Below are 17,727 nucleotides of genomic sequence, written 5' to 3' on the forward strand. Positions count from 1 at the left end.
CGCACCTTTCTAAACATTAGACATTATCTATTATATAATAGATAAATAAAATATTCGATTAAGGGGAATTAATTTGAAAAAAGTTCTTATTTCTATATTATCAGGGATCATTCTCTCCTTGGTTATATTAATTTCAGCACCTACACATATTTCTGCTGATACTTTAAAAGTTGGCATTTTAGCTGATAATAAACCTTATAGCTATCTGACTAATAAAAAAGTAACTGGTTTTGAAGTAGAGTTAAGTAAAAAAATTGCTCAAGAAATGGACGCTAACATTAAATTTGTTAAGGTTTCAGATCGCAAAAAATTGCAAAAATTAGTTAGTGAGCATCAAATTGATCTTGCTTTGGGACAATTTGATAAGACTACACTTTCATCTAAATTGATCACAACTGACACTTATTTATATCCACAAAATGTCTTGTTTACTGGCACACATCGCCATATCTCATCTATTGAAGATTTACAAAATAAAAAAGTAGGTATTCTAGTTAATGGTAATCAACATCAGCTTTTAACAAGCCTACAAATGAAACCTAAAGTTTATAACAGCATATCTTCATTAATGAAAGCATTGGAAAATAAAAAAATAAAAGCTGGTATCCTCACAGATTATGAATATACAGCTTATCTTAATAAACATCCTGAATTAACTTCTGCTTATTTACAAGCACTTAATTCTACCAAAAAATCTGATTTACCTAAGCTGACTTTAACACGCATAAAAGATCCTCAAATCACCTCGCAACAATTAGTGGGAATTACTGATAAGAGGAATACTAAACTAAACCAAGCTTTAGATAAGTTAAAAGATGGTAATGACATTATAGACTTATCGCAAAAATACTTTTCACAGGATTTAACCAAACCATGATAAAAAAGATTGAAGCCTCATTACTTCAATCTTTTTTTATTCTAAACCACTTAATATTTGAGTTATAATCAGATCTAGATCTCTTTTTTCATCACAAGGGGCATTAGGGGCAAAAATAAATCGTTGTAAAAAGTATGCTATCATTGGCCCCATTATTATTCTAACCAATACTATTGCATCATAATCTGGATGTTTGCTACCTACTAGTTTCCTAAATTCCGTAAATATTTCCTGATTACTTTTTATAGCTTCAACAAATCCTTCTGATACCATTTGTCTAATTTTAATTTTTGTTAGACTTTCTTGGATAAAGATTCTTAGTATCTGATGATTTTTCTTCATGAATTCAAATCGATTAATCACGATAAAAGTTACAATTTCTTTTAATGATTTATCACTTACCTCATTTACTTCACTAAAAAATTTACGTTGGAATTTTGGAAAAAGTTCAGTCGTAATTAGGTTTATGATTTCTAACAGTAACTTTTCCTTAGTTGAATAATATTTAAAAATGGTTGCTTCACTGATACCTGCATTTTTTGCAATTTGTGCTGTTGATGTTGCATCATACCCCTGCTTAGCAAACAAATTAATCGCCGATAATAAGGCTTTTTCCTGTCCATTCGTTAATTTCTTGTTACCTAAAATTTCTTCATAATCTTCTAAAATAGTCTTGTTTTCCATAACTCTCACCCATTAAACTTTTCTGTATCTTTTTAGGCCTAAAATATTCAAAATTAATAGAACTACTAAAAAGATTATCAATACTAGTATATCTTTTCCTACATCTATTAGGCCAGCTCCTTGCATTATGATTGCAGATAAGGCTTCACCAGCATAAGTTAATGGTAAAATTTTCCCAATTCTTTGTGCCCAATCAGCCATTGAATCCAATGGAATGATACCTGAAAAGAAAATCTGAGGAACAACTACTAATGGAATGAATTGCATCATTTGAAATTCTGATGAAGCAAATGTTGATAGCAAAATACCAAAGGCTAGCGCGACAAATCCCAATAAAACTGCAATAATTATTACACTAAATATTGAGCCTATTATCTCAATGTCTAATAATTTAATTCCTACAACTGTTATCAGACTTGCTTGCGCCAATGCCATTAAGCCATAACCTAGCATATATCCATAAACTATTTCGCTTCTCTTTACAGGTGTAGCTAATAATCTTTCTAGAGTACCACTTATTCGTTCTTTTAATAGCGCCATTCCTGAAATTAAAAATACAAAGAAAAACACAAAAAATCCTATTAGTATTGGGGCCATCTTATCAAAAAAATTAGTTTCACTATTTCCATAATTATAATGATTTTTTATACTTATTTTCGATTTATTCATTTTAACAGACTCTTGTTGCCCAGTTAATCTCGCTATTACTTGTTCTTGTTTAACCACCATTGATTGTAATTTGGAAACATTATCCTTCATAAGGGCATTTTCTAATACTTTCTTTGTCATCACAGTTTTAGAAACATCTAGATTGGCGTAAGTTACATCATACTGCTTACTTTTATAACTGATTACTCCGTCTAAGCTATTAGCATCTAAATCTTTTTTAGCATGTTTTTCACTTTCATATTTTTTTATGGTAATCCCATCTACTTGATCCATTTTTCGATTAATTTGATTGTTAACATCTACTGTCCCTATTGTTACTTTAGTTTTTGTACTTGCAGAAAACATCAAATTTAACAAACACAAGATCAACAATGGTGCAACAAACATCAGCAATACTGTACGCTTATCTCTAATCAATTCTATAACAACTTTTTTAGCAATCACTAAAGTCTTCATCGCTACTCACCCTCGACTTTCAAAAATACTTCTTCAATATTATTAACTTTATATTCATCTTCTAATTTCTTAGGTTTATCAAAGGCTAGGATTTTCCCCTCAAAAAGAAGTGCTACCCTATCTGTCAGCTCAGCTTCAGACATAACATGTGTTGTTACAAGAATACTTCTTCCCTCATCCCTTAATTTAGCTAATTCTTTCCATATTTTAAGTCTCAGAGCAGGATCAATTCCAACTGTTGGTTCATCTAAAATAATTATTTTAGGTTTTGCTATTAAAGCTATTGCTAGTGATAATCTTCGTTTCATCCCACCAGAATATCCTGAAACCTTCTTATCCAAATAATTAGTTAAATCAACAACTTCAGCAACATATTCTATTTCTTTTGGCAATTCTTTCTTCGCAACGTCTTTCATATAACCAAAAAAACTTAAATTCTCCCTAGCTGTCATTGATTCATAAAGCGCATCTGATTGAGCCATATAACCAATATCTGCTAATAATTTTCGATTGGGCATTCTCTTTTCTAAAATTAAAGCCTCACCTTTGTCAGCTTTTTCCATACCCAATAGAATTTTGATAGTTGTTGATTTCCCTGAGCCAGACGGACCAATCAAACCTACTATTTCTCCTGAATTTACTGTTAAATTAACAGAATTTAAGACATTATCATTTCCAAATTTCTTCTTTATATTTTGTAATTGTATTCTCTGGTTATTTATTTTCATTTTTTCGCCTCCAAAAGTAAGTATTTACTCACTGATTCACTCCAGATTATAGTGAGTGTTTACTCACTTGTCAATAAAAAAAGAACTTTAAAAGAGTAAAAACTCTTTTAAAGCTCTTCAAGTAACTATTTTTCAGCTAACAATTCAAAGATGATACCTTCGCGGACTCCACTCTCAGAAAACATCACATATGGACTTTCGCATTGTAACATTAACTGCATAACAGGAGTAAGTCCACCTATTATGATATCTGCACGGCTACTTTCATCCCCTAAATCTGTAGCTCTCTCAGTTTTGTCCATATCTAACCACTTACGATATATTCTTTGAAATTCTTCTTTATATACACGGAAGTTATGAATGTTAGCAGTATCTTTTTCATCTAACTTGCCCAATTTTTTACGCGCAACAGTACGATTAGCACCACCTAAAAGCACCAATGGTAAATCTTTAGCTTCAGATAGCCAAGGTAGTTTTTTAGTAAATAATTCTCGGAGAAAGACTTCAAATTCAAATAAATTTCCAGCATTTATTTTATCTTGTGTTTGGAATTTTTCAGTTAAACTAACTGCTCCATACTGAATACTGATTAGGTTCAAGGCCTTTTTATTTTTCATTAAAATAACCTCAAAGCTACCCCCACCCATATCACAGATGACAGCATCCTTAACATCTAAACAATTAGCTACTCCTACATAATCATAGTAAGCCTCAGCAGAACCAGATAAAATTTCTACTTCTACACCTGTCAAAGACTTTATTTTCTCTAAAAATTCTTCTTTATTCTCAGCTACTCTAACTGCCGCTGTTGCAATTCCTTTAATCTTTAAATTAGGTAAATTCTCATAATGCTTCTGAAATTTTCTAACAGCATCCAGCGTTCTTTCAATTGCGTCAGCTTGCAACACTTTCTTTTCAGAATTTCCCATACCTTCTGCCATACGCGTCATTTCCTTAGCGCGGAAAACTTCTTGGTACTTACCTTCATCACTAACTTCATTAATCGACAACCTTGTAGAATTAGAACCAAAGTCCAAAATTACTAAATTCTGCATCTCTGCCACCCCATATTTAAGATACACATATTGTAACACATTTTATAATAGTAATTTCATTTTAATTTAATAAATATGATAATTCTACTTAAATATTATCGAAGTAGTTTACACCAATCGCTCTACGTACTTCTTCTAAAGTTTTATTAGCGACTTCGTTTGCTTTTTCGCTACCTTCCTTAAGCATTGCATATACAGCTGGAATATCTTTTGCAAATTCTTCACGTCTAGCACGGATAGGTCCTAATTCAGCTTCTAAGACTTCATTCAAGTAACGCTTAATTTTAACGTCACCTAATCCACCAGCACGATATTGTTCTTTTAATTCTGCCACCTTGTCTTTGTCTTTATCAAAAATATCAAGATATGTGAAGACCATATTACCTTCTACTTTTCCTGGATCTTCTACGTGAATATGGTTAGGATCTGTGTACATTGACATTACTTTTTTACGTAATGTATCAGCATCATCAGATAAGTAGATAGCATTATTTAAAGATTTACTCATCTTTGCATTTCCATCTAAACCTGGTAAACGTCCAGATCCCTTAGGTGCAAATACACCTTGAGGTTCAACTAATACTTCGCCATAAATTGAATTGAAGGTTCTTACAATTTCACGAGTTTGTTCCAACATAGGTTCTTGATCGTCACCAACTGGAACTAAATTAGCTTTAAAAGCTGTAATATCAGCAGCTTGGCTAACAGGGTAAGTGAAAAATCCAGCTGGAATTGAACGTTCAAAATGCTTTTGTTGAATTTCAGCTTTTACAGTTGGATTACGTTCAAGACGTGAAACAGTTACTAAGTTTAAGTAATACAAATTCAATTCTGCTAATGCTGGAATTTGTGATTGTACAAAGATTGTTGATTTTTTAGGATCTAGTCCCACTGCTAAATAGTCTAATGCTACTTGTATTAATGAATTTTTTATTTTTTCAGGATCACGTGCATTATCAGTCAAAGCTTGTTGATCAGCAATCATAATGTATGAATCATACTTTCCTGAATTTTGCATAGAAACACGTTTTTTCAACGAACCAATATAATGTCCCACATGTAATTTTCCAGTAGGTCTATCACCTGTTAAAATAATTTCTTTTGCCATAAAAATCCTCCTTAATAAAAAAGTCCTATTCATAAATATGAATAGGACGAACAAAGCCGTGGTACCACCTAATTTGCATAAAATGCCACTTAATTAAATATCAAATTTACTTTCTTCTCCCAAGTCCCACTTCGATTTACTTGCTTATTTTCAGCTACCTAAGCTCTCTGTCATTGCTCATCTACTTTACTTGTTCAACGAAGATTACTCTTCCATTCTAATTTACTATTCAACTAAAGTAAAGGATTATTAACAGTAAAATGAAAATGCTTTATAATAGAAATATATTTACTTTTCTTAATCGAGGGAAGATATACATGAGTAAAATTAAGAAACATTTACAAGAAGAATTTGAAGATTGGGAAAGAGAACAACTAAAACAACTACACAGTTTAAATGCTGCTTGGCGCCATTTAATTCTGAATGTTTTAGCATATCTTTCAATTTCTATCATTGAATATTTTTTAGCTGAAATTAGTAACTCTCAAACTTTACGCGCTGATGCTTTTAATAATATTTCTGGAATCGTATCTACAATGTTATTAATGATAGGTATTCATATTGCTAGAGACATTGATGACGATGATATTGCTGGAATGGCTCCTTTGCCTAAATTGAATATGTCGCAAAGAGGAAATGATCAAAGAGTTCAATTTACACGTTTTCGATATGAAACAGTCTTTACCCTTGTAACTGGAGTTGTCATGATTGGGATTGCCATTAGTGTTATCTCCACTGGTATCATTAATCTTTGGAAACCTGATAAACGTGTCATTCCTGAACCAATTGCTCTTGTTGGGGCTGGTATCGCTACTGTAATCATGTTAATTGTTTGGTATCTTAATCGCAGAGCTGGTAGAAAATTGCAAAATGCAGCTTTAAGTGCTTCTGCTCAAGATAGTTTAAGCGATGCTTTTACTAGTATTGGTACTCTAATCTCTATTTCCGGTGCTTTAATATTTAAGATCACCTGGCTTGATGGTGCTACTAGTATTTTAGTTGGTTTATTCATTTTATATTCTGGGTTTAAAATCTTTATGGATAGCAGTCTTAATTTAGTAGATTATTTTGATCCGGAAGTTGAAGAAGAATATCGAAATGTTGTTTTAAGTGTTCCAGGTGTAGCTCATCTTTCTGAACTGAAGGCGCACTATAATGGTAATATTGTTAGTTTGGATATTGTTGTTATGGTTGATGCTAAAATGTCCGTTTTAGATAGTTATCGTATTGCAGAAAATATTGAAAGAATTATGCATCATAGATTTGGGATTATGGATACTGATGTTGCTTTTATTCCTGATCCGAGTTCAATTGATGACGATGAAATTAAGGATAAATTTTAAAAAGAGTTTAAATTGATTAATTCAATTTGAACTTTTTTTCTTTAGGTGGCAAATACTTGCTACTAATCTTATCTACATGTTAAGATAATGTGCATTATTCTTTAGTAAAAGGTGTGATTAAAATTGGATAATGAAAAAGCTCTGGAACAAAAAAGAGTAGATGATGTAATGAATGAAATTCAAAAGCAATTAGATGCTACTCAAATTGAATATGATAAAGCTCACAAGGAAACTACTTCGGTTGAAAGAAATTATGTTCAAAACGCTAGAGTCAATACATATGAAGTTGATGATCAAATGGAAACAAACGCCGAAATTCAACAACAAAAGAACTTAGTTGCAAAAACGATTGAAAACGAAACAATTTTAAAGAAACAATTATCCACTCTAAAAATCCTACAAGATTCTGCTTACTTTGGTAGAATCGATATCCATGAAAATGGAGAAGAAGATTCCGAAACTCTTTATATCGGAACATCTTCATTAGTAGATGAAGATCAAGATTTCCTCATCTATGATTGGCGTGCCCCTATTTCTTCTATTTACTATAATGGTACACTTGGTCCTGTATCTTATGAAACACCTATGGGAGAACAATTTGCTGAATTAAAAAAGAAACGTCAATTTACTATAAAAAAAGGTGTCATTACTAATATGTTTGATACTAATGAAACAATTGGTGATGAAATTTTACAGAGTGTTTTGGGAGAACATTCTGACGAATACATGCGTAATATCGTTGCTACTATTCAAGCTGAACAAAATGATATTATCCGCGATGTTAAACATGACTTGCTTCTAGTTCAAGGAGTAGCTGGTTCTGGAAAAACTTCTGCTATCTTACAAAGAATTGCTTTTCTCTTATATCACAGTCGTGACAAACTTAACGCTGAACAAATTGTGCTTTTTTCACCTAATCTTTTATTTAGTCACTATATTTCTGAAGTGTTGCCTAGTTTAGGTGAAAAAAACATGCGCCAAATTACTTTAGCAGAATTTCTTAATAATCGTTTTGAAGGGTTACAAGTTGAAAGTCTCTTTGATAAATATGAAAAGAAGATCACTTCTTCTAAAAAAACGAATTCAATTGAAAGTATTAAAGAAGATCCAAAATTTATGCATACAGTTGAAGAATATGTCCAAAATGTTAGCTCATCCCAACTAAGATTTACTGACATTATGCTAGATTCAGAGATTTTCTTTAGTCATAATGAAATTCATGATATCTATTCTCAACTTCCACAGGCTATGAAACCTAGTCAAAAATTTGCTGAAACTAAAAACTTACTCATTAAACAATTAAATAGAAAAATTAAAGAAAATGCTCAAACTGATTGGGTTCGTAGTGAAATTGAAAACTTATCAGATGAAGAATACTATGATTTACTTGGTACTAAAAGACGTCATGCCTTTCAAGCAATTGATGATGAAGAATTTTACATTGGTAGAAAAATCGTAAAAAAACGCTTTGCTCCCGTATATGACGCTTTATATAACAATTATTTTATTGACTACTATGCTCAATATTCTGATTTTTTAGCCAATAAATTACCAGAAGCTGTTGACCTTTTTAATCAAAATTTGGAGTTCCATAAAATAGATTTGGTTGATGCTGCTCCTCTTTTATATTTACGTGATTTACTAACAGGTAGTGGGCGTAACCAAGCCATTGCACATCTATTTATTGATGAGATGCAAGATTACACATTACCACAATTAATGTATTTAAAGTATATTTTCCCTAATGCTAAACTCACTCTTTTAGGTGATAGTGAACAAGCATTGTTCAACGAATTTAGAACACCACAAGAATTACTAGATTACTTTAACAAACATCTCAATGTCAAAAAATCACGCATCATCAAGTTAAATAAAAGTTATCGTTCAACACAACAAATAACTAATTTTATGAAAGCTTTATTACCAGATGGCAATGAAATTCAAGCTTTTACACGCCAAGGTAAAAAGCCTGAATTAATTATCGCTTCTAAAGAAAATGGATTACATGCATTGAAACTTGAATTAAAGCAACGTGATTTAAGTTCTCCAGTTGCTTTAATAACTAAAAACCAAGCTGAAAGTGACTTCTTATATCAAAAACTTCGTAAAAGTTTCGATTCTGTCACTTTACTAGAAGATAAAGATCGTTCATTGCCTAAGGGTATCGTTATTTTACCAATTTATCTTGCTAAAGGATTGGAATTTGATGATGTTATAGCTTATGATATTTCACATGATAATTATTCTGGAATAAATGATACTGGAATTTTATACACAATTTGTTCTCGTGCGATGCACAGACTAACTTTAATTTCATGTGGAAAGCCATCATCTTTAATTATGAGTATTCCATCTGATTTATACACTACTAAGTCAACCGTTACTTTATAATCTTTACTGTAACAAATTATGCTTGCCAAAAATAGTATAATATAATATACTATTTTGGTAAGTCTGATGCCACTTTAGCTCAGTAGGTAGAGCATCACCATGGTAAGGTGGGGGTCACCGGTTCAAGCCCGGTAAGTGGCTCTTATGATTAATTGAATATGATAATGTACCAGTCTTTTATTGACTGGTATTTTTTTACAAAAAAATACAGTAGCTCACAATTGAACTACTGCACTTAACTATTTTTACATATGTTCTAGTCTATCAATTCGCTTTTCAATTGGTGGATGTGTGTCAAAAAGATGTGTCCATGAGCCATCTTTAAACGGATTAGCGATATACATCGAAGCACTACTTGGATCTGCATTTTGCATTGGTTCACTCATAGAAATTTTTCTTAAAGCATTTATCAAACCTTGAGGATTTCTAGTAAGTTCAACAGCCGATGCATCAGCTAAATATTCTCTATTTCTTGATAGTGCCATTTGAGCCATAGATGCCGCTAACGGTCCTAAGATAATTGCTAAAACTGATAATAATAGCATTATAACTTGACCAGCATTACCGTTATCTCTGTCATCACGTCTACCTCCACCCCACCACATCGCATTCATTCCCATATTTGCTAAGAATGAAATTACAGAGGCAAGGGCCAAAGCATATGTTTGTAATCTAATATCATAATTTCTAATATGAGAAACTTCATGTGCCATTACACCCTCTAGTTCCTCACGATTAAGTCTTTGTAGAATCCCGGTTGTTGCCGCCACTGCCGCATGTTCAGGATCAGGCCCGGTAGCAAAAGCATTAGGACTAGGGTCGTCAATGATAAATACCCTAGGCATCGGTACTTTGCCAACCATCGCCATATCTTCTACAATATGCCATAATTCAGGAGCTTGCTGCTCGGTTATTTCCTGAGCATTATTCATACTCATTACTACATCTGTTGATTGACCTAAAATCACGAACATATAAACTATGCCGACAACAACTGCAATAATAATTCCCGTTTGAGCACTGCCCATAAAGGCGTATCCAATCGCTGCTCCTATTAGTCCGGCTAAAAATACAAAGCCCGCCATTACTAGAACAGTTTTGCGTTTATTTTTTGCTATCTGTTGATATAACATTTAACTACCTCTTAAAAAGATACCTTTGGTGCTTCCTTTTCTTCAGCAGGAATTTCCAAGTAATTTACCTTTGTAAAATGATGCATCTTCGCAACTACATTAGAAGGGAAAGTTAGTAACTTTTGATTGTATACAGCTGCACTACTATTAAATAATTGTCGTGAATAAGCAATTTTATTTTCAGTATTTGTTAACTCTTCTTGTAATTGAGTGAAGTTTTGACTAGCTTTTAAATCTGGATAATTTTCAGCTAAAGCAAAAATAGATTTTAAAGAGTCTGTCAACTGATTAGATAATTCCATTTTCTTTTGTGGATCAACATCTGCTGGCAGTGCCACCATTTGATTTCTCAATTCCACAACTTTGGACAATGTTTCTCTTTCATGTTTTGCATATCCTTTTGTAGTTTCTACAAGATTAGGAATCAAATCATTTCTTCTCTTCAATTGAACATCAATTTGACTCCACGATTCATCAGTATTTACTTTTGCACGTTGTAATCCGTTGTACATTGATATATATACAGCAACAACAATTACAATCAATGCTATTACGATTATTAAGCCCATTTAAATTCCTCCATATCATATTATTTAACTATTATTTTAACAAAAAATATATTCCCATCAAATAATTTTAACTAAGCTTAGTACTTTTTTACAAAAATATTACAATTCTATCAAATTACTTCCTGTTTCTTTGAGATAGACATTATAAGTACTATCATCAAATAAAACAAATTCCACTAAATCAAAGTCTCCAGGATTATCTTGGACATATTCTTTAACAATTTGAAATGCAATTTTAGTAGCCTCAACAACTGGATATCCATAAATTCCTGTTGAAATAGCTGGAAATGCAATTTTTCTAATATTGCATTTTTGGGCTAAATGTAGACTATTTCTATAACAAGCAGCTAGGAGTTGGGATTCATCAGCATTGCCACCTTTCCAAATAGGCCCAACGGTATGAATAACATATTCCACAGGTAAATTATATCCTGATGTAATTTTAGCTTGTCCAACTTCACAGCCATTTAGTTGGCGACATTCTTTTAATAATAATGGCCCGGCTACGCGATGAATAGCGCCGTCAACACCTCCACCACCTAATAAACTAGTATTAGCAGCATTAACAATTGCATCAACATTATCAACTTTTGTTATGTCTGCTTTCAATAATCTAATCTTTGTTTTATTATCTACATGATTTAAATTTAATAGAATTTTTTCACGCAAATTTTCAATTTTTCTTTTTAACTCTTCATAATTATACTTTCCAATTAACCTATCATAATAAGCACTTGTTTGAGCCAAATTAATATAAGTTAAGGCACCCATATCATCAGGAACAACCCCTGCGCCTTGGTGGTAACAGAGTGCCAATCTATAATAAATATCCGAACGAATATCAAGATCTTCTGGCCCTAATTGTTCTTCTGATATTTGATAATATTTAAATGCTAGTAATTTATTTTTTTCTACAAAATCACCATAAAAATATGCATCGCCTACTTTATAACTACCATTACTATTTCCATCTAATGATGCTTGGACAAAATAATAAAATGCTCTTTCACTATCTTTTACACCAGTTCTTCCATAAGCATAAATATAACCTAAATTACAGGCTGCCTGACTATTTCCTAGTTGTGCCGCATCCTCATAATATTCTTTAGCTATTTCATAATCTCCACGACGATAAGCTTGTACTCCTAAGTTCAATAAATTAATTGATAACTCTTCATCATCTACCGATTCACGCTTTAACTTATCTTCAGCTAATTTATTTTCTAATTTTCTAAAATCTGTTAATTTACATTTACGAATAATCTTTTTTATTCTATCTAAAGGATACGGAACAGTATGTATGGTATATTTTTCTACTTTTATCACCTGTGCTATTTTTTCATGCCCATCAATACCAACAGGCACAACTACTAAATCTAAAGGCTTTATTTCTTCATCATCTGTTAGATAGTAATAGCTTTTTCCATTTTCTTCAAAAACGAAACGACAATAAATACAATTTTCTATTGTTTCACTCACAATAATCACCCCAAACCCTCGATTATACAAAAAAAGCCAGAGAATTACTTTCTCTGACTTATGCGGCAGTATTCATATGAATAAGTTGATGCAGTTCACATCTACATCAAGCAAGTACGTTACAATCCGGTAACATCTGTACTCTGCCTTAATGAAAATAATCACTAGTCGCCGCAGCGAAACAACAAAATGTTGTCTGATTCTTCTCGACTCATCGCATCTACTTTATATTAACCTATATTAGACTAAAAATCAAATTTAAACTAGCTTCTTATCCATTCGATGATGTGGCATTTCTGCATCTAGAAATCCTTCACCTACAACCTCATATCCAAGCTTTTTATAAAAATCCTGCGCTGTATCCTGAGCACCTAATGTTAAATATGGCACCTTTGCTTTTCTCGCATCTTCCTCAATACTACGAAGTAAACTTGAACTATATCCTTTTCCACGACTATCTTTTAAGGTTGCTACTCTTTGAATATGCCAAACTCCACCATCTTCTATTTTCACTCTCGCGCAAGTCACAAAATTACCATCTACATATCCACAATAATACTTTGGACCTTCTTCACCTTCAATTTCTATTTCGATAGGAACACCTTGTTCCTTAACAAAAACATCTTCTCTAATAATTAAACTATCTCGATAAACTTGTGAATCTAACTTATTAGAATTTTTTACTTCAAACATAATTTACCTCTGATTATTCTTGAATTTACTTATTATAAAAACTATAATAAACGTGTAGTTAGATATATAATATATTACACTAACTTAGCTATCGTGAAAAGAGGCGACAAGTATGGCTCAAAAGTTGAGTAAGGAAGAACGTAAAGCTATGGCTCGTAAGGCTATGGAAGCCCGTGCTAAGAATCCTAACAAGTCATCACATGGTTCTGGCTTTGCTAAGATCGACGCTGATGCTAAAAGCTTGCGCGATTAATTAATCTTATTACGATTGCAAACAAAAAAGATGAGCGATTCGCCCATCTTTTTTATTATCTCGCAAATTGACTATTATATAGATCTGCATAAAATCCATCTTTGTCCATTAAGGTATCATGATTTCCTGTTTCTACAATAGACCCATGATTCATTACAATAATATTATCTGCATCTCTAATTGTTGAAAGTCTATGTGCAACTACAAAACTTGTTCTTCCAGCTAACAATTTTTCCATTGCTTGTTGAATTAGAATTTCTGTACGCGTATCAACAGAACTAGTTGCTTCATCTAAAATCAAAATTTCTGGATTAGCTAAAAACGCTCTAGCTATTGTTATCAATTGTCTTTGTCCTTGTGATATATTAGAAGCTTCTTCATTTAGTATAGTTTGGTATCCATCTGGTAATTGTCTAACAAATGTATCAACATGAGCTGCTTTAGCTGCCGCAATAATTTCTTCTTCCGTAGCCTGCTCATTTCCATATTTTATATTGTCATAAATTGTACCTGTAAATAACCAAGTATCTTGTAATACCATCGAAAAATGAGATCTAATTTCTTCTCTCGACATGCTCCTAGTATCACGTCCGTCAAGTTTAATGCTACCACTATTGATATCATAGAAACGTTCCAACAAATTAATTAACGTTGTCTTCCCTGCACCTGTAGGACCAACAATTGCTACTTTTTCACCTGGACTAACATTCAAGTTAAAATCTTTCATCAATTGTTTATCAGAAGTATATCCAAAGTTCACATGATTAAAACTAATTTTATACTTATTTTGACTATTATCATTGTTATCTTTTAGATTAGTGTCCATTTCAGCTTCATCTAAAATTTCAAAGATTCTTTCTGCAGAAGCTACTGTTGCCTGAATTGTGTTGGCTATATTGGCAATTTGTGTAATTGGTTGAGTAAATTGGTTTACATATTGCAAAAATGCTTGAACATTTCCTAATGTAACAGTTCCATTAGCGACTTGTATTCCACCTACTATTGCAACAAAAACATATCCAATATTTTTTACCATATTCATCAATGGCATTATTAAACCAGAGATAAATTGAGCCTTCCATGAACTTTTATAATATCTTTCATTTTCAGCTTCAAATTCTTCAATTGTACTTTTTTCTTTATTAAAAGTTTTAACAACTGTGTGTCCAGCATAATTTTCTTCTACATAATTATTTAACAATCCTAAACTCTTTTGTTGTGCAACAAAATATTTTTGTGAACGGGGAGCTACCAATGAAACAACGATTAAGCCTAGTGGAATTGTAATACAAGCAATTAAAGTTAGTTTCCAACTAATAGATAGCATCATGAAGAAGACACCTACAAATGTTACTGTACTTGTTACAAGTTGGGCCAAATTTTGTTGCAAAGTTCCCGCTATGTTATCCATATCATTAACAGCTCTAGACATGATATCTCCATTAGAATGAGTATCGTAGTATGAAACTGGCAGATACTGCATCTTAGATTTCATTGCCTTTCTAAGTCGATAAACTACCTTCTGAGAAATATTAGCCATCATTAGCTGCTGTATAAAAGATAAAGCTGCTGAAGCTAGGTATAAAACTGCTACCGTCATTAAAATTCGTTTAATGGCTGCAAAATCAATTGGATATTTTCCGATACTTTGTCCACTTGCTAAGCCTTTTTTTATTCCAATATAGATTTCAGTCGTCGCTCCACCTAAGATCTTAGGAGTTATAATTTGAAAAATTACAGACCCAATCGCAAATATAAATACTAATACAAAAGCCCATTTCCAAGGCCCCATAAATCCTACTAAGCGTTTTACGGTTCCCCAAAAATCCTTTGCACCTTCCGCTTTTGGTCCTTTCATTCTACCGCCATGTCCTTGCATTAGATTGCAGCTCCTTTCATCTGTGATTCAACAATTTCTTGGTAAGTAGTATTATCAGCTAATAATTCCTTATGTGTGCCTTGTCCTACTACCTTGCCTTCATCTAAAACAACAATATGATCTGCACCAGTAACTGTTGAAATTCTTTGAGCTACAATAACTATAATTGCTTTGCTAATTCTCTCATCTTGACGTAGTGCTAAACGTAATTTAGCATCTGTTTTAAAGTCTAATGCAGAAAAAGAATCATCAAATACATAAATTGAAGCAGGTTTGATAATTGCACGTGCAATTGCTAATCTCTGCTTTTGACCACCAGAAAAATTATCCCCACCTTGTTCAACAACAGCATCTAATCCATCTGGTAAGTCTGAAATGAAATCTTTAGCTTGAGCTATTTCTAGAGCTTTCCACATGTCTTCTTCAGTTGCTTCAGGATTTCCAATTAGTAAGTTTGAACGAATAGTTCCCTTAAAAAGTACTGCTTTTTGTTGAACGAACGCTACCTTATCATGCAAATCATGTAAGCTATATTTTCGGACATCATTTCCATCAACCAATACTTCTCCTGAATTTACATCGTATAGTCGAGGAATAAGATTAATTAATGTAGATTTACCAGATCCTGTCCCACCAATAATAGCCAATGTTTCTCCAGCCTTTACATCTACAGATAAATTATCCAATGCTAAATCTTCTGCACCACGATATCTAAATGATACATTCTTAAATTCTAGACTTGCTTGTAGTTTATCACTGTCACTACCTATTTCTGATTCTACGTCATTAATTGAATTTTCTATCTCTAAAACAGCATTAATACGTTTAGCAGCTGCTTCCGCTCTTGGTACCAATACAAAAATCATTGATAGCATCATAAAGCTAAATAAAATCATTGAGGCATAAGTCATGAAAGCTACTAAATTACCTACTTGCATTTCATGGTTAGCTATTAACTTAGCTCCAAACCAAATAATTCCCATATTTGTTACATTCAAAACTAAGGTCATAATAGGAAACATTAAGGAAACAATGCTGAAAACTTTAATCCCTGTTTCTGTATAATCTTTATTAGCTCTATCAAATCTTTCCTGTTCAAACTTATCTTGTCTAAAAGCTCTAATTACTCTTACACCAGTTAATCCTTCACGAAAGATTAAATTAATTCTATCGATTTGTTTTTGTAATTTTTGAAATAATGGCACTGCAAAATACATAGCACATCCAATAGCGATTAGTAATATTGGAATAGATACTAAGAATATGCTAGTTAGACGTTTTTCATTAAAATATGCCATTACACTTGCACCAATTAGCATTAAAGGAGCCATAATCATCATTCTTAACATCATTATTGTAACGTTTTGAATTTGCATAACATCATTCGTCGTTCTGGTAATTAATGATGAAGAACCAAATTTATCCATTTCATAATTTCCAAAGGATAAAACTTTTTTAAATATCTTTCCTCTCAATCTGGCACCCATTTTTTGTGCTTGAGTAGAAGCAAAATATACATTTCCTGCTGCTGCAAAAATACCAACTAAAGTCAGCCCCAGCATTTGAAGACCTATTTGCCAAATATATCCTACATTTCCTTTAGCTACTCCGTTATTTATTAAGTTAGATGTCAAATTAGGTAAGCTTAAATCACAAACCACTTGAAATCCTAAAAAGATAGTAGCAGTAATAACTGCCCACCAATCTAAATTTCGTCGCATCAACTTTACCATTTTGTTCCTCTTTTCTATTTATTATTTAGAAAAACCATACTCAATAAATTCTAATTTGTGTAAATATTCTTGCTTTTTTTCTTCAATATCTATTTTAGGAATGTCTGATTCATGCTTCATTTGCAAGAATGTATCGGTTATTACTATGATAAATGGGGTAATTAAAATTCTGATAAACATATCAAAGTCACTTCGACTTTTTATTTTTAATTTTTCTTTATCTATCATTTTATATATAACATCAAAATCTTGTTTCACATTCCAACCATGCTTACTATTATCCTTAGATTTAACTTCCTTTTGTCTAAAATCCTTCATAAAACTTGCTTGTAATAGATAGTAATAAAAATTAGAATATTCTCCTCCTAGTACTTCATGAATCTGTTTTGGAAAGACTATTTTTACAGTCGCAAAAATATCTCCATTTTGTTCATCTAATTCTTTAAAAAAGTCATCTCTAAAGTTTTGCATAATTTTTTGAGTAATATAGAGATATAGATCTCTTTTATCTTCAAAATATTGATAAAAACTTCCCCGAGGGATTTTGGCTAATTTTATAACTTCATTAATTGAAGAATCGTTATAGTTATGACTCGAGAATACCTTAATTGCCGCTTGAATTATGCGATTCTGCTTTTCTTTATCAATTCCAAAAAATGTTTCTTTTGGCATAAAAT

16 protein-coding genes, 1 tRNA gene and 1 pseudogene are annotated in these 17,727 nt (G+C 32.1%); 5 read left to right on the top strand and 13 right to left on the bottom strand.

Going from position 1 to position 17,727, the window contains the following annotated elements; genetic code table 11:
• Nucleotides 1-73: 73 nt before the first annotated feature.
• Nucleotides 74-877, top strand: a complete 804-nt coding sequence (locus FC55_RS05170) for a substrate-binding periplasmic protein (RefSeq protein WP_035149581.1) — start codon at nucleotides 74-76, stop codon at nucleotides 875-877.
• 36 nt (nucleotides 878-913) lie between these two features.
• Here FC55_RS05170 and FC55_RS05175 read toward each other — a convergent pair whose 3' ends face one another.
• From FC55_RS05175 to trpS, 5 genes are all read right to left on the bottom strand, one after another.
• Nucleotides 914-1,561, bottom strand: a complete 648-nt coding sequence (locus FC55_RS05175) for a TetR/AcrR family transcriptional regulator (protein WP_003699675.1) — start codon at nucleotides 1,559-1,561, stop codon at nucleotides 914-916.
• Nucleotides 1,562-1,573: 12 nt separating this feature from the next.
• The gene (locus FC55_RS05180; protein ID WP_003699676.1) at nucleotides 1,574-2,686 is read right to left on the bottom strand and encodes an ABC transporter permease; all 1,113 of its coding nucleotides are present in this window, start codon (nucleotides 2,684-2,686) and stop codon (nucleotides 1,574-1,576) included.
• A gap of 2 nt (nucleotides 2,687-2,688) precedes the next feature.
• A complete protein-coding gene (locus FC55_RS05185) occupies nucleotides 2,689-3,414 on the bottom strand; it encodes an ABC transporter ATP-binding protein (protein WP_003699677.1) in 726 nt (241 codons plus the stop codon).
• 125 nt (nucleotides 3,415-3,539) lie between these two features.
• Nucleotides 3,540-4,469: a Ppx/GppA phosphatase family protein gene (locus FC55_RS05190; protein ID WP_035149583.1), complete on the bottom strand. Its 930-nt coding sequence runs from the start codon at nucleotides 4,467-4,469 to the stop codon at nucleotides 3,540-3,542.
• Between the two features lie 88 nt (nucleotides 4,470-4,557).
• On the bottom strand, nucleotides 4,558-5,577 hold the full coding sequence (gene trpS, locus FC55_RS05195) for a tryptophan--tRNA ligase (RefSeq protein ID WP_003699680.1): 1,020 nt from the start codon (nucleotides 5,575-5,577) through the stop codon (nucleotides 4,558-4,560).
• Nucleotides 5,578-5,894: 317 nt separating this feature from the next.
• Between trpS and FC55_RS05200 the strand changes: the two genes are divergently transcribed.
• From FC55_RS05200 to FC55_RS05210, 3 genes are all read left to right on the top strand, one after another.
• Nucleotides 5,895-6,920 carry a cation diffusion facilitator family transporter gene (locus tag FC55_RS05200; protein ID WP_003703818.1) on the top strand — a complete coding sequence of 342 codons (1,026 nt, stop codon included), beginning with the start codon at nucleotides 5,895-5,897 and terminating at the stop codon, nucleotides 6,918-6,920.
• Nucleotides 6,921-7,043: 123 nt separating this feature from the next.
• The gene (gene helD / locus FC55_RS05205) at nucleotides 7,044-9,311 is read left to right on the top strand and encodes an RNA polymerase recycling motor HelD (protein ID WP_003699682.1); all 2,268 of its coding nucleotides are present in this window, start codon (nucleotides 7,044-7,046) and stop codon (nucleotides 9,309-9,311) included.
• Nucleotides 9,312-9,379: 68 nt separating this feature from the next.
• Nucleotides 9,380-9,452: transfer RNA gene (locus tag FC55_RS05210), tRNA-Thr, on the top strand.
• 104 nt (nucleotides 9,453-9,556) lie between these two features.
• Here FC55_RS05210 and htpX read toward each other — a convergent pair.
• From htpX to FC55_RS05230, 5 genes and pseudogenes are all read right to left on the bottom strand, one after another.
• Nucleotides 9,557-10,444: a zinc metalloprotease HtpX gene (gene htpX, locus FC55_RS05215; RefSeq protein WP_003699683.1), complete on the bottom strand. Its 888-nt coding sequence runs from the start codon at nucleotides 10,442-10,444 to the stop codon at nucleotides 9,557-9,559.
• An 11-nt stretch (nucleotides 10,445-10,455) separates the two neighbouring features.
• Nucleotides 10,456-11,013, bottom strand: a complete 558-nt coding sequence (locus FC55_RS05220; protein ID WP_003699684.1) for a LemA family protein — start codon at nucleotides 11,011-11,013, stop codon at nucleotides 10,456-10,458.
• 99 nt (nucleotides 11,014-11,112) lie between these two features.
• Nucleotides 11,113-11,631 carry an O-acetyl-ADP-ribose deacetylase gene (locus FC55_RS10295; protein WP_371824758.1) on the bottom strand — a complete coding sequence of 173 codons (519 nt, stop codon included), beginning with the start codon at nucleotides 11,629-11,631 and terminating at the stop codon, nucleotides 11,113-11,115.
• Nucleotides 11,632-11,895: 264 nt separating this feature from the next.
• Nucleotides 11,896-12,501 (bottom strand): annotated as a pseudogene (locus FC55_RS10300) (O-acetyl-ADP-ribose deacetylase); the annotation flags it as partial.
• Nucleotides 12,502-12,750: 249 nt separating this feature from the next.
• Nucleotides 12,751-13,185: a GNAT family N-acetyltransferase gene (locus FC55_RS05230; protein ID WP_003699686.1), complete on the bottom strand. Its 435-nt coding sequence runs from the start codon at nucleotides 13,183-13,185 to the stop codon at nucleotides 12,751-12,753.
• A gap of 112 nt (nucleotides 13,186-13,297) precedes the next feature.
• On the opposite strand from FC55_RS05230, the gene FC55_RS10025 reads away from it, so the two are divergent.
• The gene (locus FC55_RS10025) at nucleotides 13,298-13,438 is read left to right on the top strand and encodes a hypothetical protein (protein ID WP_003699688.1); all 141 of its coding nucleotides are present in this window, start codon (nucleotides 13,298-13,300) and stop codon (nucleotides 13,436-13,438) included.
• 55 nt (nucleotides 13,439-13,493) lie between these two features.
• Here the strand turns inward: FC55_RS10025 and FC55_RS05235 are convergent, their stop codons facing one another.
• From FC55_RS05235 to FC55_RS05245, 3 genes are read right to left on the bottom strand one after another with little or no spacing between them, the layout of a single operon-like run.
• Nucleotides 13,494-15,317 (bottom strand): ABC transporter ATP-binding protein, encoded by a 1,824-nt coding sequence (locus FC55_RS05235; protein ID WP_003699689.1) that lies wholly within the window; start codon nucleotides 15,315-15,317, stop codon nucleotides 13,494-13,496.
• Nucleotides 15,317-17,050 carry an ABC transporter ATP-binding protein gene (locus FC55_RS05240; RefSeq protein ID WP_003699690.1) on the bottom strand — a complete coding sequence of 578 codons (1,734 nt, stop codon included), beginning with the start codon at nucleotides 17,048-17,050 and terminating at the stop codon, nucleotides 15,317-15,319. Before FC55_RS05240 ends, FC55_RS05235 begins: the two co-directional genes overlap by 1 nt.
• A 21-nt stretch (nucleotides 17,051-17,071) precedes the next feature.
• Nucleotides 17,072-17,722, bottom strand: a complete 651-nt coding sequence (locus FC55_RS05245; protein ID WP_003699691.1) for a TetR family transcriptional regulator — start codon at nucleotides 17,720-17,722, stop codon at nucleotides 17,072-17,074.
• Nucleotides 17,723-17,727: the final 5 nt, after the last annotated feature.

The organism is Ligilactobacillus salivarius DSM 20555 = ATCC 11741, assembly GCF_001435955.1.
In the GTDB taxonomy this organism is placed as follows: Bacteria; Bacillota; Bacilli; order Lactobacillales; family Lactobacillaceae; genus Ligilactobacillus; species Ligilactobacillus salivarius.

Excerpts from the sequence above, each read along its gene's own strand:
- FC55_RS05245 (WP_003699691.1), bottom strand. The coding sequence starts at position 17,722 with ATGCCAAAAGAAACATTTTTTGGAATTGATAAAGAAAAGCAGAATCGC.
- htpX (WP_003699683.1), bottom strand. The coding sequence starts at position 10,444 with ATGTTATATCAACAGATAGCAAAAAATAAACGCAAAACTGTTCTAGTA.
- FC55_RS05230 (WP_003699686.1), bottom strand. The coding sequence starts at position 13,185 with ATGTTTGAAGTAAAAAATTCTAATAAGTTAGATTCACAAGTTTATCGA.
- FC55_RS05240 (WP_003699690.1), bottom strand. The coding sequence starts at position 17,050 with ATGGTAAAGTTGATGCGACGAAATTTAGATTGGTGGGCAGTTATTACT.
- FC55_RS05185 (WP_003699677.1), bottom strand. The coding sequence starts at position 3,414 with ATGAAAATAAATAACCAGAGAATACAATTACAAAATATAAAGAAGAAA.
- FC55_RS10025 (WP_003699688.1), top strand. The coding sequence starts at position 13,298 with ATGGCTCAAAAGTTGAGTAAGGAAGAACGTAAAGCTATGGCTCGTAAG.
- trpS (WP_003699680.1), bottom strand. The coding sequence starts at position 5,577 with ATGGCAAAAGAAATTATTTTAACAGGTGATAGACCTACTGGAAAATTA.
- FC55_RS05220 (WP_003699684.1), bottom strand. The coding sequence starts at position 11,013 with ATGGGCTTAATAATCGTAATAGCATTGATTGTAATTGTTGTTGCTGTA.
- FC55_RS05235 (WP_003699689.1), bottom strand. The coding sequence starts at position 15,317 with ATGCAAGGACATGGCGGTAGAATGAAAGGACCAAAAGCGGAAGGTGCA.
- FC55_RS05200 (WP_003703818.1), top strand. The coding sequence starts at position 5,895 with ATGAGTAAAATTAAGAAACATTTACAAGAAGAATTTGAAGATTGGGAA.
- FC55_RS05180 (WP_003699676.1), bottom strand. The coding sequence starts at position 2,686 with ATGAAGACTTTAGTGATTGCTAAAAAAGTTGTTATAGAATTGATTAGA.
- FC55_RS05175 (WP_003699675.1), bottom strand. The coding sequence starts at position 1,561 with ATGGAAAACAAGACTATTTTAGAAGATTATGAAGAAATTTTAGGTAAC.
- FC55_RS05190 (WP_035149583.1), bottom strand. The coding sequence starts at position 4,469 with ATGCAGAATTTAGTAATTTTGGACTTTGGTTCTAATTCTACAAGGTTG.